Annotated in this window: 14 protein-coding genes; 13 read left to right on the top strand and 1 reads right to left on the bottom strand. The window is 63.0% G+C overall.

Annotated features, from left to right (window positions below; genetic code table 11):
* The first annotated feature begins 21 nt into the window (after nucleotides 1-21).
* From miaA to ACGK9R_RS06735, 12 genes are all read left to right on the top strand, one after another.
* Entirely contained in the window at nucleotides 22-960 is a 939-nt protein-coding gene (miaA, locus tag ACGK9R_RS06790) for a tRNA (adenosine(37)-N6)-dimethylallyltransferase MiaA (protein ID WP_394579555.1), read from the top strand.
* A 142-nt stretch (nucleotides 961-1102) separates the two neighbouring features.
* Nucleotides 1103-1351: an RNA chaperone Hfq gene (hfq, locus tag ACGK9R_RS06785; RefSeq protein ID WP_394579553.1), complete on the top strand. Its 249-nt coding sequence runs from the start codon at nucleotides 1103-1105 to the stop codon at nucleotides 1349-1351.
* A gap of 35 nt (nucleotides 1352-1386) precedes the next feature.
* Entirely contained in the window at nucleotides 1387-2697 is a 1311-nt protein-coding gene (hflX, locus tag ACGK9R_RS06780; protein ID WP_394579551.1) for a ribosome rescue GTPase HflX, read from the top strand.
* Complete coding sequence (locus ACGK9R_RS06775; protein WP_394579549.1) at nucleotides 2639-2803, top strand: hypothetical protein; 165 nt, start codon at nucleotides 2639-2641, stop codon at nucleotides 2801-2803. Before hflX ends, ACGK9R_RS06775 begins: the two co-directional genes overlap by 59 nt.
* Before the next feature lie 12 nt (nucleotides 2804-2815).
* On the top strand, nucleotides 2816-4093 hold the full coding sequence (hflK, locus tag ACGK9R_RS06770) for an FtsH protease activity modulator HflK (RefSeq protein ID WP_394579547.1): 1278 nt from the start codon (nucleotides 2816-2818) through the stop codon (nucleotides 4091-4093).
* Nucleotides 4094-5002, top strand: coding sequence for a protease modulator HflC (gene hflC / locus ACGK9R_RS06765; RefSeq protein ID WP_394579545.1), 909 nt, complete (start codon nucleotides 4094-4096; stop codon nucleotides 5000-5002).
* A gap of 183 nt (nucleotides 5003-5185) precedes the next feature.
* Complete coding sequence (locus ACGK9R_RS06760) at nucleotides 5186-6379, top strand: ATP phosphoribosyltransferase regulatory subunit (protein ID WP_394579543.1); 1194 nt, start codon at nucleotides 5186-5188, stop codon at nucleotides 6377-6379.
* The gene (locus ACGK9R_RS06755) at nucleotides 6379-7689 is read left to right on the top strand and encodes an adenylosuccinate synthase (protein WP_394579541.1); all 1311 of its coding nucleotides are present in this window, start codon (nucleotides 6379-6381) and stop codon (nucleotides 7687-7689) included. Before ACGK9R_RS06760 ends, ACGK9R_RS06755 begins: the two co-directional genes overlap by 1 nt.
* A 276-nt stretch (nucleotides 7690-7965) precedes the next feature.
* Complete coding sequence (locus tag ACGK9R_RS06750) at nucleotides 7966-8451, top strand: YajQ family cyclic di-GMP-binding protein (RefSeq protein ID WP_394579539.1); 486 nt, start codon at nucleotides 7966-7968, stop codon at nucleotides 8449-8451.
* 134 nt (nucleotides 8452-8585) lie between these two features.
* Entirely contained in the window at nucleotides 8586-11216 is a 2631-nt protein-coding gene (gene pepN, locus ACGK9R_RS06745; protein ID WP_394579537.1) for an aminopeptidase N, read from the top strand.
* A gap of 33 nt (nucleotides 11217-11249) precedes the next feature.
* Nucleotides 11250-12209, top strand: coding sequence for a lipid kinase YegS (gene yegS / locus ACGK9R_RS06740; RefSeq protein WP_394579535.1), 960 nt, complete (start codon nucleotides 11250-11252; stop codon nucleotides 12207-12209).
* Between the two features lie 76 nt (nucleotides 12210-12285).
* Nucleotides 12286-13638, top strand: a complete 1353-nt coding sequence (locus ACGK9R_RS06735; RefSeq protein ID WP_394579533.1) for a hypothetical protein — start codon at nucleotides 12286-12288, stop codon at nucleotides 13636-13638.
* A 51-nt stretch (nucleotides 13639-13689) separates the two neighbouring features.
* On the opposite strand, the gene ACGK9R_RS06730 is transcribed toward ACGK9R_RS06735, so the two are convergent.
* Nucleotides 13690-13893, bottom strand: coding sequence for a cold-shock protein (locus tag ACGK9R_RS06730; protein ID WP_252107491.1), 204 nt, complete (start codon nucleotides 13891-13893; stop codon nucleotides 13690-13692).
* Nucleotides 13894-14021: 128 nt separating this feature from the next.
* On the opposite strand from ACGK9R_RS06730, the gene ACGK9R_RS06725 reads away from it, so the two are divergent.
* The gene (locus ACGK9R_RS06725) at nucleotides 14022-14678 is read left to right on the top strand and encodes a LysE family translocator (RefSeq protein ID WP_394579530.1); all 657 of its coding nucleotides are present in this window, start codon (nucleotides 14022-14024) and stop codon (nucleotides 14676-14678) included.
* Nucleotides 14679-14695: the final 17 nt, after the last annotated feature.

The raw sequence follows: 14695 nt of genomic DNA, 5'->3' as shown, positions 1-14695 counted from the left end.
TCGATACGGAGTTTTGCGGCCATGGCCGACACACGCCCTTTGGCGATTTTTCTCATGGGCCCGACCGCGGCGGGCAAGACCGATACCGCCATTGCCCTGCACGAGCGCCTCGGCTGCGAGCTGATCAGCGTCGACTCGGCGATGGTCTATCGCGGCCTGGACATCGGCAGCGCCAAGCCAAGCCACGAGGAGCTTGCTCGCGCGCCGCACCGGCTGATCGACATTCGTGAGCCCGAAACCCCCTACTCGGCGGGGGATTTTCGCGACGATGCGCTCGATGAGATGCGACAAATCAGCGCGTCCGGGCGAGTGCCGCTGCTGGTCGGCGGCACCATGCTCTACTTCAAGCGCCTTTTCGAAGGCGTGGCCGAGCTGCCCGCCGCGAATGAAGCGGTACGCGCCGAATTGGAGAGGGAGCGCGAGGCGCTGGGTCTTGCCGGGCTTCACGCCATGTTAGAGAAAGTCGACCCGGCCTCGGCCGCGCGCATTCACCCCAACGACCCGCAGCGGCTAATGCGCGCGCTCGAGGTCTACCGGGTCAGCGGGCGCACCTTGAGTGAGCTCTGGGCCGAACAGCAGCCACAAAACTTTCCCTACCGCGTCGTGTCGATAGCAGTGGCGCCGGCAGATCGCCGCGTTTTGCACGAGCGTATCGCCCAGCGTTTCAGAATAATGCTGGATCAGGGCTTGATAGAGGAGGTCGTCGCCCTCAAAAAGCGGGGTACCTTGCACAAGGACCTGCCGGCCATGAAGAGCGTAGGCTACCGCCAGGTATGGGAGTACCTGGAGGGCGAGTTCGACGAGCAAGCGCTTGTTGAACGCGGCATCATTGCCACTCGTCAGCTTGCCAAACGTCAGCTAACCTGGTTAAGAAGCTGGCCATCGCTTCACTGGGTCGATTCGAGCGCCTCGGCGCTTTCGGATAAGGTGCTGAAATTCGTGCGCGAAAGCGGCGCTTAGCGTAAGATGGTGTTTTCGTCAGTGCGCCGTCAACGCGCCTTTGACGTATGTTACTACCAGGCCTTTCGGGCAATAAGATTGCGGCAGCGTCAGCAAGGCGCGCCATTTAATAACCCACTCCAGACAGTTCAGGGAGAGCAGCATGTCCAAAGGGCAGTCCCTTCAAGATCCGTACCTGAATATCCTGCGCAAGGAGCGTATTCCGGTCTCCATTTTCCTGGTCAACGGCATCAAGCTTCAGGGTCAGATCGAATCCTTCGATCAGTTCGTGATCCTGTTGCGTAACACCGTCAGCCAGATGGTCTACAAACACGCTATTTCCACCGTGGTGCCGTCGCGCAACGTGCGCCTGCCGGCCCAGGATCCGGCCGCAGCCGACGCCGACCTTTAACCCCGGTGGCGAGCATTTAATACAAGAGGTATTGATTGTTTTTTGAACGCCCAGACGCCGGTGAAACGGCCGTACTCGTCCATGTGGATTTCTTCGACGAGCAGGCGCGCGAGGACCCGGGTGAATTTCTCGAACTCGTGCGCTCTGCCGGTGCAGAGCCCGCGACGCTATTGACGGCCAGCCGGCAGCGTCCCGACCCGCGTACCTTTATCGGTTCGGGCAAGCTCGACGAGCTCAAGGCCATGCTTGCCGCGCATCAGGCCGAACTCGTGATCTTCAACCACGGGCTCGGTCCTTCGCAAGAGCGTAATCTGGAGCGCGAACTCAAGTGTCGCGTGCTCGACCGTACCGGCTTGATTCTCGATATCTTCGCCCAGCGGGCCAGAACCCATGAGGGCAAGCTGCAGGTCGAGCTTGCGCAGCTCGAATACATGTCCACGCGGCTGATTCGAGGTTGGACCCACCTGGAACGCCAGAAGGGCGGTATCGGCCTTCGCGGTCCGGGTGAAACCCAGCTCGAAACCGACCGCCGACTTCTGCGTGGACGCATCAAGGCGATCCACAAGCGCCTGGACAAGGTGCGCAGCCAGCGCGAACAGAACCGTCGCGCGCGCTCCCGCGCCGAGATTCACAGCGTCTCACTGGTCGGCTATACCAACGCCGGCAAGTCAACGCTTTTCAACGTACTCACCGATGCTAAGGTGTACGCCGCCGATCAGCTGTTCGCCACTCTCGACCCGACCCTTCGCCGGCTCGAGATCGACGATGTCGGGCCGATCGTGATGGCCGACACCGTGGGCTTCATTCGTCACCTGCCGCACAAGCTGGTCGAGGCGTTTCAAGCCACGCTGCAGGAAGCCGCCGAGGCGTCGCTGCTTATTCACGTGATCGATGCGGCGGACCCGGACCGCGAACTCAACGTCGCCCAGGTCGACCACGTGCTCAAGGAGATCGGCGCCGATGACGTGCCGGTACTCAAGGTGATGAACAAGATCGACCAGCTCGACAGCGCCCCGCGCATCGAGCGCGACGGCAAGGGCCGCCCCGAAGTGGTGTGGCTCTCGGCGCGCGAGGGCCAGGGGCTCGATCTGCTGCACGAGGCGCTTTCAGAGCGGCTGGCCGACGATGTCATCGGGTTTTCGCTGACGCTCGCGCCGGAGCAGGGTAAGCTCAGGGCGGGGCTTCATGAGCTCAATGCCGTGCGCGACGAGTACTTCGACGAAAGCGGCCGCTCGGTGCTGGAGGTTCGTCTGCCGCGGCGCGATTTCAACCAGCTGATGGCACAGCTTGGCGAGCGGGCCAATCACTATTTGCCCGAGTCGCTACAAGAGACCGACCAGTGGTAGCCTATTGATCACGCCACGTAAAACGGCACAAGGACTCTATAGCAACAATATTATAAGCACGGCGGCCTCGCTCTTACGCGGGGCCGCGTGCAGGTTAACACCTTAGTGGAGACGAAGTATGGCCTGGAATGAGCCTGGTGGTGGCAACCAGCACGACCCCTGGAGCGGCGGTGGCCGGCGCGGCGGTAACGACCGCGGCAACGGCGATCGCGGTGGTAATGACAATGGGGGTAACAACGGCGGTAATAACGGGGGTAACAACCAGGGGCCGCCGGATCTGGACGAGGCGCTGAAGAAGTTTCAGCAAAAGCTCAACGGCATGCTGGGCGGCAGCGGTAAAAAAAGCGGCAACGGCGGCAATAACGGTGGCGGCGGCAAGCCGCGCAACTCCTTTGCGCTGCCCGGCCTTTTGATCGTGCTGGCGCTGGCGATCTGGGCGGCCATGGGCTTTTACCTGGTCGATCAGTCCGAGCGCGGCGTGGTGCTGCGTTTTGGTGAGTACCAGGGCATCGTCGAGCCGGGCCTGCAGTGGAATCCGCCCTTGATCGACGACGTGCGCATGGTCAACGTGACCCGCGTGCGCTCGGTCTCCCAGACCCAGTCGATGCTGACTCGCGACGAGAACATCGTCGAGGTCGAGATTTCGGCCCAGTATCAGGTCTCCAATCCGCGGGACTTCGTGCTCAACGTGCGTAACCCGGCGCTTTCTATCGAAAACGCGCTGGACTCCTCACTGCGCCACGTGGTCGGCGGCACCGACATGATCGACATTCTGACCTCGGGCCGTGAAATTCTCGGCAGCTCCGTGGCTAGCCGTTTGCAGACCTACCTCGACGCCTACGGCGCCGGTATCCGCCTTCAGACCATCAACATCGAATCGACTACCGCTCCCGCGCCGGTCATCGACGCCTTTGACGACGTGATTCGCGCCCGCGAGGATCGTCAGCGTACGATCAACGAAGGCATGGCCTACGCCAACGCCATCATTCCGGCGGCTCAGGGTCAGGCGCAGCGCATCGTCGAGCAGGGCCAGGGCTACCGCGAATCCGTGGTCGCCGAAGCCCAGGGTCAGGCGAACCGCTTCAACGCGCTGGTCGGCGAGTATCGCAACTCACCGGAGATCATGCGCGAGCGTATGTATTTGGATACCCTTGAAGAGGTCTTCGGCAACACGCCGAAGGTGCTGCTGGACGTAAGCGACAACGCACCGCTGATGTACCTGCCAATCGACCAGATGCGCGGTGGCAGCGGCGGTACCAACCGCTCGGCCAACGCCAGCGGCAACGGCAGCGACGAGCAGATCGACCCGTCGGTCATCGAGACACTGCGCAACACCCAAGGCTCGAGCAATAACGCGTCGTCGAACAATGGCACCATTCGCAGGGAGGGCCGCTAAATGATTAACAACCGATCCCTGCTGATCGTGGGCGGCCTGGCCGCTATCGCCTGGCTTGCCAGCAACACGCTGTACGTGGTGGATGAAACCGAGCGCGCGGTGAAGCTGCGCTTTGGTGAAGTCATCGAAGAAAACATTCAGCCGGGTCTGCACGCGAAAGTGCCGATCGCCCAGACGATTCGCAAGTTCGATACCCGGCTTCTGACCCTGGACACCGACACCAGCCGCTACCTGACCCTCGAGCAGAAAGCGGTGATCGTCGACTCCTACGTCAAGTGGCAGGTCGTCAACCCGACCCGCTACTACGAGGCCACCGCCGGCGACGAGATGATGGCGATTCGCCTGATTCAGCCGCGGGTGGACGAGAGCCTGCGTAACGAGTTCGGCCGGTTAAATCTGCAGGAAATCATCGCCGAGCGCCGTGACGACCTGATGATCGGCCCGACCGAAGAGCTCGACAGCCTCATGCGCGACGAGTTGGGCGTGGCGATACGCGATATCCGCATAAAGCGGATCGACCTGCCGGAAGACGTCTCCGCGGCGGTATTCCAGCGGATGCGCTCCGAGCGTGAGCGCGAGGCCCGCGAGTGGCGCGCCCAGGGGCAGGAAGAGGCCGAGCGGATTCGCGCCAACGCCGACCGCCGCCGCCAGGTACTGCTCGCTCAGGCCAACGAGCGCGCCGAAACCCTGCGCGGTGAAGGCGACGCGGAAGCCGCGGCGATCTTCTCCCAATCCTATGGCCAGGATCAGGAGTTCTTCGCTTTCTGGCGCAGTCTGAACGCCTACCGTTCGAGCTTCGCCGACGGCAGCAACATGCTGGTGCTGGAGCCGGATAGCGACTTCTTCCGCTACCTGCGTAGCCCGAACCCGGAGTCCGGCGGCCCTAGCGAAGGCGGCCAGGGCGAGTAAGCGCTGGAGACGACCTCGCCGCCTGGCGGGGTTTCTCCGGCGGACAAACGTGGTAGACTTAATTGAACCGGGCGTTCGCCCGGTTTTTTTGTGGCCCTCGTTTGGCGCGGGTGCGTTATTGGCAGGCCGCCAACGGCGCGTTCGGCGAGTTCAGGGCCTTCATCGTCTTGCAGGATTGTTCACATGACCATCGCTGACCGCTGGCTGCTGCCCGACGGCATGGATGAGGTGCTGCCACCTCAGGCAAGCCGTATGGAAGAGCTGCGCCGTACGCTGCTGGATCTCTATTACGTCTGGGGCTACGACCAAGTGATGCCGCCCCCCGTCGAGTTTCTGGATTCGCTGTTAACCGGCACCGGCACCGAGCTCGATCTGCAAACCTTCAAGCTGACCGACCAGTTGACCGGACGCATGATGGGCGCCTCCGCCGACGTGACCCCGCAAGTGGCGCGCATGGACGCCCACTCGTTAAGACGCCAGGGCCCGGTGCGCCTTTGCTACTGCACCAACGTGCTGCGCGCCAAGGCCGACCAGCACCAGGGCGGGCGAAGCCCGGTGCAGGTCGGGGTCGAGCTTTTCGGCCATGCAGGTCTTGAGGCCGACAGCGAAATCATCAAGCTCGCGCTTTCGAGCCTGGCCGCGGCCGGGGCGACCGAGGTTCACCTGGCGCTCGGTCATATCGGCATCTTTCGTGCGCTGGTCGAGGCCGCGGCGCTGGTCAAGGATCAGGAAGCGGCGATTTTCGACGCGCTGGCGCTCAAGTCGCCGGGCGAACTTGCCCGGCGCGTAGGCGAGCACGTCACGGATCCGGCGCTTGCCGACATGTTCCTGGCCCTGGGCGAGCTTCACGGCGACGCTGCTATTCTGTATGAGGCGCGCGAGCGCCTGGCCGGGGCGCCGGCGTCGGTGGCCGCCGCGCTCGATCAGCTCGAGACGCTTAACCGGACGGTGTTGGCGCAGTTCGACGTTTCGCTCTATTTTGATCTGGCCGAGCTTCGCGGCTATCAGTATCACACCGGCATGATGTTCGCCGCCTACGTGCCCGGCTATGGCCACGCCTTGGCCAAGGGCGGGCGCTACGACGATACCGGTCGCGCCTTTGGCCGCGCGCGCCCGGCCACCGGTTTCTCGATGGATCTCAAGCAGCTGGCGACGCTTGCCGCCGCTGCCCCCACGCCGGGGTTGATCTGGGCGCCGTCAACGGATGACGAGTCGCTGCAAACGGCCATCGATGCGCTACGCCAGCAGGGCGAGCGGGTCATCCAGGCGCTGCCCGGTCAGCGCAGTGAACCGGCGGAGCACGATTGCGATCGCCGCCTCGAGTTTATCGACGGTCGTTGGCAGACAACGGCCCTGACACAAGAGACGAGTGCATAATGGGTAAGAATGTCGTAGTCCTGGGCACCCAGTGGGGTGATGAAGGCAAGGGCAAGATCGTGGATCTGCTCACCGAGTCGGCCTCCGCCGTGGTCCGCTTCCAGGGCGGCCATAACGCGGGTCACACGCTGGTGATCGACGGTGAAAAGACCGTTTTGCACCTGATTCCGTCGGGCATCCTGCGCCCGGGCAAGACCTGTGTGATCGGCAACGGCGTGGTGCTGTCGCCGGAAGCGCTGATCAAGGAAATCCGCGAGCTCGAAGAGAAGGGCGTGCCGGTGCGCGAGCGCCTGCGCCTGTCGCCGGCCTGCCCCTTGATCCTGCCCTACCACGTGCGCCTGGATCAGGCGCGGGAAAAAGCCCGGGGCGTGGCCAAGATCGGCACCACCGGTCGCGGCATCGGCCCGGCGTACGAGGACAAGGTAGCGCGGCGCGGCCTGCGCCTGGGCGACATGCTCCACCGCGAGCGATTTGCCTCCAAACTTGGCGAAGTGCTCGATTATCACAACTTCGTGCTGGTGAACTACCACGGTGAAGCGCCGGTGGACTTCCAGGAAGTGCTCGATAGCGCCATGCAAATGGCCGATGAGCTTCGCCCGATGGTCGGCGACACCGTCACTCAGGTCCACGATCTGCGCAAGGCCGGTGAGAATATCCTGTTCGAAGGCGCCCAGGGCTCGCTTCTCGACATCGACCACGGCACTTATCCGTACGTGACCAGCTCCAACACCACCGCCGGCGGTACCGCCACTGGCTCCGGCGTCGGGCCCTTGTATCTCGACTACGTGCTGGGCATCACCAAGGCCTATACCACCCGCGTCGGGTCAGGGCCGTTCCCCACCGAGCTTTTCGACGACCACGGCCGGCATCTCGCCGAGCGCGGTCATGAGTTCGGCGCGACCACCGGGCGGGCGCGGCGCTGCGGCTGGTTCGACGCCGTCGCTCTGCGCCACGCGGTGCAGATCAACTCGGTCTCCGGGATCTGCCTGACCAAGCTCGACGTCCTCGACGGGCTCGAGAACATCCGCGTCTGCGTGGGCTATCGCGGCAAGGATGGTGAGATGCTCGAAAACCCGGTCGACTCCGAAGGGTTCGAGGCCGTCGAACCGGTCTACTTCGATCTGCCGGGCTGGAAGGAGTCGACCCTCGGCGCGAAGAAGGTCGAGGATCTGCCTGCCAACGCACGCGCCTACATCAGCTACCTGGAAGAGCAGGTGGGGACCAGCATCGATATCATCTCGACCGGCCCGGACCGCAACGAGACAATCGTGCTGCGTAACCCTTTTGAGGAGCGCCACTCCCCCGAGTAGCGCTACCCTTCGAAGAGCCACTCTCTTGAGTGCTAGAGGTACGCCTACTTCCAAAGCGCCGCCGGTTAACCGGCGGCGCTTTGCGTTGCAGCGTCGCGGCTCGCCTCTACACAAGTCGGCGTAATCCGGGGTAAGGTCTTGACGCGTATCGCAACCGGCGCCGGGCTGCTCTAGAATGACAGCTCGATTTTTTTAGACGCTTTTTCTGGATTCCATTTTTTTGGGACTCCATTTTCTGAATTCCATGCTCAGGCCCTGTCTTTCAAGGAGTGCGCCATGCCCTCGTTCGATATTGTTTCCGAATTCGACCGCCACGAAGCGGCCAACGCCGTCGACCAGGCCAACCGCGAGGTGGGTTCGCGCTTCGACTTCAAGGGTGTCGACGCCAGCTACACGCTGGAGGGTGAAAGCGTAGCGCTCGAAGCCGAGGTGGATTTTCAGCTCAAGCAGATGCTCGACGTGCTGCGGGCGCGGCTGATCGCCCGTGGCATCGATGCGCGCTGCATGGAGGAGAAGGACCCGGTACTCTCCGGCGTCAAGGCGCGTCAGGAAGTGGCGCTGAAACAAGGCCTCGACGCCGCCCAGACCAAGGATATCGTCAAGCGTATCAAGGCCTCCAAACTCAAGGTGCAGGCCCAGATCCAGGGCGAGAAAGTGCGCGTGACCGGCAAGAAGCGCGACGACCTGCAAAGCGTGATGGCGCTTCTGCGCGGTGAGGAGGGCCCGGATCTGCCGCTGCAGTTCGACAATTTCCGCGATTGAGCGCTGCCCTGGGTCTGGTGCAAGGCGCGCCGCCGCCAGGGCGCGTCTCGTCTATACTGGATCTTCGATAATGAAGCGTTTGAGACAGTCACGTTTGAGAATGTAACGTTCGAGAAAGCAAGGAGCCCCGCAACATGTCCGATCCGCAGCCGGTTTATCTAAGCGACTATCAGCCGCCCGATTACACCGTGACCCATACCGAGCTGACGTTCGATCTCGACCCTGCTGCTACCCGCGTCAAAGCCCGCCTTCACATCGAGCGAAACAGCGCCGCCGCCGCGGATGCACCACTGGTCTTCGACGGTGAAAAGCTTGCCCTCAAGGCCCTTGCGCTCGACGGCCAACCTCTCGATGAAAGCGCCTACACGCTGACCGATACCACGCTCACCGTGGCCTCGGTGCCGGCGCGCTTTTGTCTTGAAAGCGAGGTCGAGATCGACCCGCAAAGCAATACCGCCCTCGAAGGGCTTTACCAGTCGAGCGGAATGTACTGCACCCAGTGCGAAGCCCAGGGCTTTCGCCGGATCACTTTCTACCCGGACCGCCCGGACGTCATGGCCACCTTCCGCGTCACCGTCATCGGCGACAAGAACCGCGAGCCGGTGCTGCTTTCCAACGGTAATCCGGTGGAGAAGGGCGAGGCCGACGGCGGCCGCCACTACGCCACGTGGGAGGACCCGCACCCGAAACCGAGCTACCTGTTCGCGCTGGTGGCCGGCGACCTGCACAAGGTGAGCGATCTTTTCACCACCATGAGCGGGCGCGAGGTCACGCTGGAAATCTGGGTCGAAGAGGAGAATCTCGACAAGATCGAGCACGCCATGGCCTCTTTACAGCGCGCCATGGCCTGGGATGAAAAAGCCTACGGGCGCGAGTACGATCTGGATCTGTTCATGATCGTCGCGGTCAACGACTTCAACATGGGCGCGATGGAGAACAAGGGGCTCAATATCTTCAACTCGGCGGCGGTGCTGACCCGGCCGGACACCGCCACCGACGCCACCTTTCAAACCGTCGAGAGCATCGTTGCCCACGAATACTTCCACAACTGGTCCGGCAACCGGGTGACCTGCCGCGACTGGTTTCAGCTCTCGCTGAAGGAGGGCTTTACCGTCTTTCGCGACCAGTGCTTCTCGGCAGACACCAACTCCGCGCCGGTCAAGCGCATTCAGGACGTCTCGTTCTTTCGCACCGCTCAGTTCGCCGAGGACGCCGGCCCTACCGCGCACCCGGTACGCCCGGATCACTACATCGAAATCACCAACTTCTACACCCTGACCATCTACGAAAAGGGTGCCGAAGTGGTGCGTATGCTGTGCAACCTGATAGGCGAAGAGGCGTTTCGTCAGGGGGCGGATCGCTACTTCGAACGCTTCGACGGTCAGGCCGTGACCATCGAGGACTTCGTTGGCTGCATGGCCGAGGTCTCGGGTCAGAACCTGGATCAGTTCATGCGCTGGTACGCCCAAGCGGGCACCCCGGAAATCGACGCCTTCGGCGAGTACGACTACGTACACGGCGAGTACCGGCTGACGCTGCGCCAGCGCACGCCGGCCACGCCCGGTCAGAACGAGAAAAAACCGCTTCACGTGCCGATTCTGATGGGGCTGGTGGGCACCAAGTCCGGCCAGGATCTGACCCTGACCCTCGAAGGCGAAAGGCTCGGCAAGCAGGCCGTGGTGCATCTTACGAAAAGCGAGCAGACGTTCGTGTTCAGCGATGTCGCCGAGGCCCCGGTGCCGTCGCTACTGCGCAACTTCTCCGCGCCGGTCACGCTCAACTACCCTTACTCGCGGGAGGACCTGGCGTTTTTGCTGACCCACGACAGCGACGGCTTCAACCGTTGGGACGCCGGTCAGCGCCTCTCCATGCTGGCGCTCGACGATCTGATCGCCGCGCACCGTAACGGCGTCGAAAAGGTCATGGATTCTCGGGTGATCGAGGCGTTTCGCGCGCTTCTGACCGGCGAGCAGAACGACAAGGCGGTGCTGGCCGAAATGCTGACGCTGCCCACCGAGGCCTACATCGCCGAGCAGCAGCGCATCGTCGATGTCGACGCCATTCACCACGCGCGCGAGTTCATGCGCCAGTCGCTGGCGGTCGCACTGCGTGACGAGTTCGTCGCCACCTACGAAGCCAATACTCAGGACGAGCCCTACGCACCGACGCCGGAGCAGATCGCCACGCGCAGCTTGAAAAACGTCGCGCTGGCCTATCTCATGTCGATCGAGGACGAGCAGGGCGTGGCGTTCTGCCAGGCGCAGTTCGACGCCGGACTCAATATGACCGACGTGCGCCAGGCGCTGACGCTGCTGGTTCATAGCGACCAAACCGAGCTTGCCACGCCCGCGCTCAAGGCGTTTGGCGAGAAGTGGGCGCACGATTCGCTGGTGATGGATCAGTGGTTTACCGTGCAGGTCACCCGCCCGCAGCCGGACGTGCTCGAGCGGGTGCGCTACCTGATGGATCATCCGGCGTTCTCGATAAAAAACCCCAACAAGGTGCGCGCGCTGATCGGTGCATTCACGCAAAACCGGGTCAATTTCCATCGCCTGGATGGCGAAGGCTACCGGCTACTAGCCGACGTGGTGATCGAGCTCAACCGCTTGAACCCGGAAATCGCGGCTCGGCTGATCACGCCGCTGACGCGCTGGCAGCGCTTCGACGAAGCGCGCAAGGAGCTGATGCGCGCCGAGCTCGAGCGCATCGCCAGGGAACCGCTCTCCTCCAACGTGTTCGAGGTAGTGGAGAAAGCATTGGCTTGACGCAGTCAATCAACCAGGGAAAGGACAACGCCGGTGACAGATTCGAAAAAACGCTACTTATTGATCGTTAACGGTAAATCCGCCGGGGAGCCGGCACTTCGCGAGGCGGTTGGCGCCGCGCGCAAGAAGGGCGGCGAGATCGTGGTGCGCGTCACCTGGGAGGGAGGCGACGGCGCCGAGTTCGCCGAAAAAGCGGCCGAGGAGGGCATCACTCACGTGATCGCGGCCGGCGGCGACGGCACCGTCAACGAGGTCGTCAACGGCTTGATGCGCGTCCCTCACGACCGCCGCCCGGCGCTCGGGATCGTACCGATGGGCAGCGCCAACGACTTCGCTACTTCCGTGGGGCTGCCGCTGGAACCCGGCCCGGCGCTGGCGGCGGCGCTGGAGTACGACGCCTACCCGATCGACGTGGTGCGCATGACCGCCGGAAGCGCAGACGATACCGCCACTAGTTACTACGTGAACATGACCACCGGCGGCTTCGGCGCCGAGATCACCTCGACCACGCCCAAGATGCTCAAACGTATGCTCGGCGGTGGCGCCTACTCCTTGATGGGCGCGTTGAAGGCCTGGCGCCACCAGAGTTACCGTGGCACGCTACACTGGCAGGAGCGGGAGCAGAGCGAATCGCTTTTACTGTTGGCGCTGGGCAACGGTCGCCAATCCGGCGGCGGGCAGGTGCTGGCACCGCGCGCCAAGCTCGACGACGGCCGGCTCGATGTTCTACTGGTCAAGGATTTTTCGTCGGTGTGGGAGCTACCCACCCTGATCAGCGAACTGCAGCACTTTCCCGCCGAAGGGCGCTACGTGCGCTACTTCACCGCGCCCAGGTTGACCGTTACCACGCGCGGTGAAGACGAGCCCTGGCCGCTGACGCTCGACGGCGAGGCGCGTCGCTTTGATCGCTTTTGCGTCGAGGTCGTGCCGCTGGCGCTGAGCGTGCTGCTGCCGCCGGGGTGTTCGCTTTTGTCCGCCAACGATCCGCCGTGACCGATTTTATCGTTTCAAACAACGCTGCCACCCAACACATTGCCATCGAACATGGCCATCCAGGGAGAGTCACCCCATGGTAAATCGCTTGTGGATACCGTTACTGGCAAGCCTTGCGCTTTTTTTGAGCGCCTGCGGCGAATCCCAGGAAGACCCCACCGTCGAGCCGGAAGCCAGCGACAGCGCGGTCTCCGATGACGAGGTGATCGACAACGAACCGGCGCCCCAGGCCGCTGAGAACGCCGCCGACATGCCCGACCCTAATGAGATCGAAGATGAGGTCGAGGCGCGCCAGGCCGCCGAGGAGCTCGAACAGGCCGAAGCGCTCGACGCCGAAGGTGCCGACCCCGCGCCGATGACTGGCGACGAGGTGCAGGCCGGTGAAGAGACCCTGGCCGCCGACCCGGAGGAGGCGCTGAGTGAAGAGAGCGCCATGCCCGGCGAAACGACCCGTTCCGATGTGGATGACGTCATCGCTGAAACCGAGCGCCGCTTCGAGGAAGCCCAGCGCCAGCTCGAGCAGCAGTTTCAGGAAGTCGAGAGCCAGACGCCGGAGCTCGAACCCATGGAGAGCGAAAGCTTCTCCACCGACTGGGAGGTCGAGAGCAGCCTGCCGGAAAGCGAACGCCGGAGCGAGAACCTGGACGCCACCGATGTCGACGCCATGATCGAGGATACCGAGCGGCGTTTCGAAGAGGCGCAGCAGCGCCTGAACGAGCAGTTCCAGGAGATGGAGCGCGAGCGCAGCGCCAGCGCTACCGGTGCGAATTTCGGCAGCAGCGCCAGCCAGAGCGGCAGCGGCAACTCCATGCTTAGCGCCGCCGCCATCGCCGGCGCGGCGGCGGTTGCCACTGCCGTGATTGCCAATCGTGGTTCCGATAACGACGACCGCCCCGCCGCGTCGCAAGGCGCCGCTGCGCAGACCTCAATTGACACCACCGAACAGAGCGCCGCACCGACGAGCGACAGTGCCGAAGCCGCGCCTTCGAACGAGTCACCCGCAGCAGCCCAGGAAGCGCCGGCGGCCTCGAACGACGAAAGCGCCCCCGGCGAAGAGGAAAGCGCTGCAAGCGAGGGCGACGCCCAAACGCCGCCGGTCGGCGAGCAAGGCAGCATTGATACCGACACCCCGGCCGCGGAGACCGAGGAAGCCGAAGCAGCGCCAGATGGCGCGACCGTCGACGCTGTCAGCGCGGAGGAGCCTGAGGCCAGCACCTTGAACGAAGGCACTGTGAGCGAAGATGGATCGAGTGAGCAGGGCATCCCGGGTGACGCTGAAAGCGACTCGAATGCATCTGACGACGATTCAGAGGCAGCTGATTCCGGCGAAGAGGCAGGTAGCGAGGCGGAGCGCGATGAAGCGGACGGGGAAGAGGCGCCGCTCGACGAGCAGGAGCGCAACCTGGATGACCTGAACACGGCTCAATGAGACAGGCAATAAAAAGGCCCGCTTTGGCGGGCCTTTATCTTCGCGATTCGATCAGGAAACGCGGATGTTTGAGGCCTGAAGGCCCTTCTTGCCTTGCGTGACTTCAAAAGTGACTTTTTGACCGTCCTGCAGGGTCTTGAAGCCTTCAGCCTGAATCTCTGAGAAGTGCGCAAAAAGGTCGTCGCCGCCGTCATCGGGGGAGATGAAGCCGTAACCTTTCGTGTCGTTGAACCACTTGACGGTACCAGTTGCCATCTTTCGTTTCCTTAAACGTGCTTTTAGTAATGGGTAGGCGCTTGGAGCCTACAAGAACACTTTAGAAGTAATAAATCGGAGCGTCCAGTGACGTTACCCGGAATCTTTTTAACGCGGAAGCGCCCCGAATGAGCCAGATCATCCTGTTCGATACCCAGTTTCTACCCTTTCTGCTGGCGATTACGCTGCTGACGATCACGCCGGGCGTAGACACGCTGCTGGTGATTCGCAATACCGCCCGCGGCGGCGTGCGCGACGGGGTGTTGACCAGCGTGGCGATCTGCAGCGGGCTGTTCGTGCACGCAACGGTCTCGGCGCTCGGCATTTCACTGATTCTTCTGCAGTCGGCCTGGGCTTTTAACCTTTTGAAGTTCGTCGGCGCCGGGTATCTGGTGTGGCTTGGGCTCAGTAGCCTTCTGGCCGCCAGGCGCGGTACGGGCTTGCCCGTTGGCGGGTTCGACCAGGCCCGCGCCCGGGTGCCGATGATTCAACCGTTGAAGGAGGGGCTTCTTTCCAACGTGCTGAACCCCAAGACCGTAGTCTTCTACATGGCGTTTCTACCGCAGTTCATCGCCCCGACCGACCCGGCGCTATTGAAGTCGCTGTGGCTCGCCGGCGTCCACTTCGTGATCGCCAACGCGTGGCAGATAGCGGTGGTACTGATGGTGGGAGGCGCCAGCCGGTGGTTGGCCAGCGCCCGTTTTGCGAGGATCCTGAATGCCACCACCGGCGCGGTGCTGGTGGTTTTTGGTCTGCGTTTGGCGCTCGAGCAGCGCCCGGTCTAGCCGGGCGCTTGGGGGTG

Source organism: Halomonas sp. HNIBRBA4712, assembly GCF_043558675.1.
In the GTDB taxonomy this organism is placed as follows: Bacteria; Pseudomonadota; Gammaproteobacteria; order Pseudomonadales; family Halomonadaceae; genus Vreelandella.
This window is presented reverse-complemented; position numbering and strand designations above follow the sequence as displayed.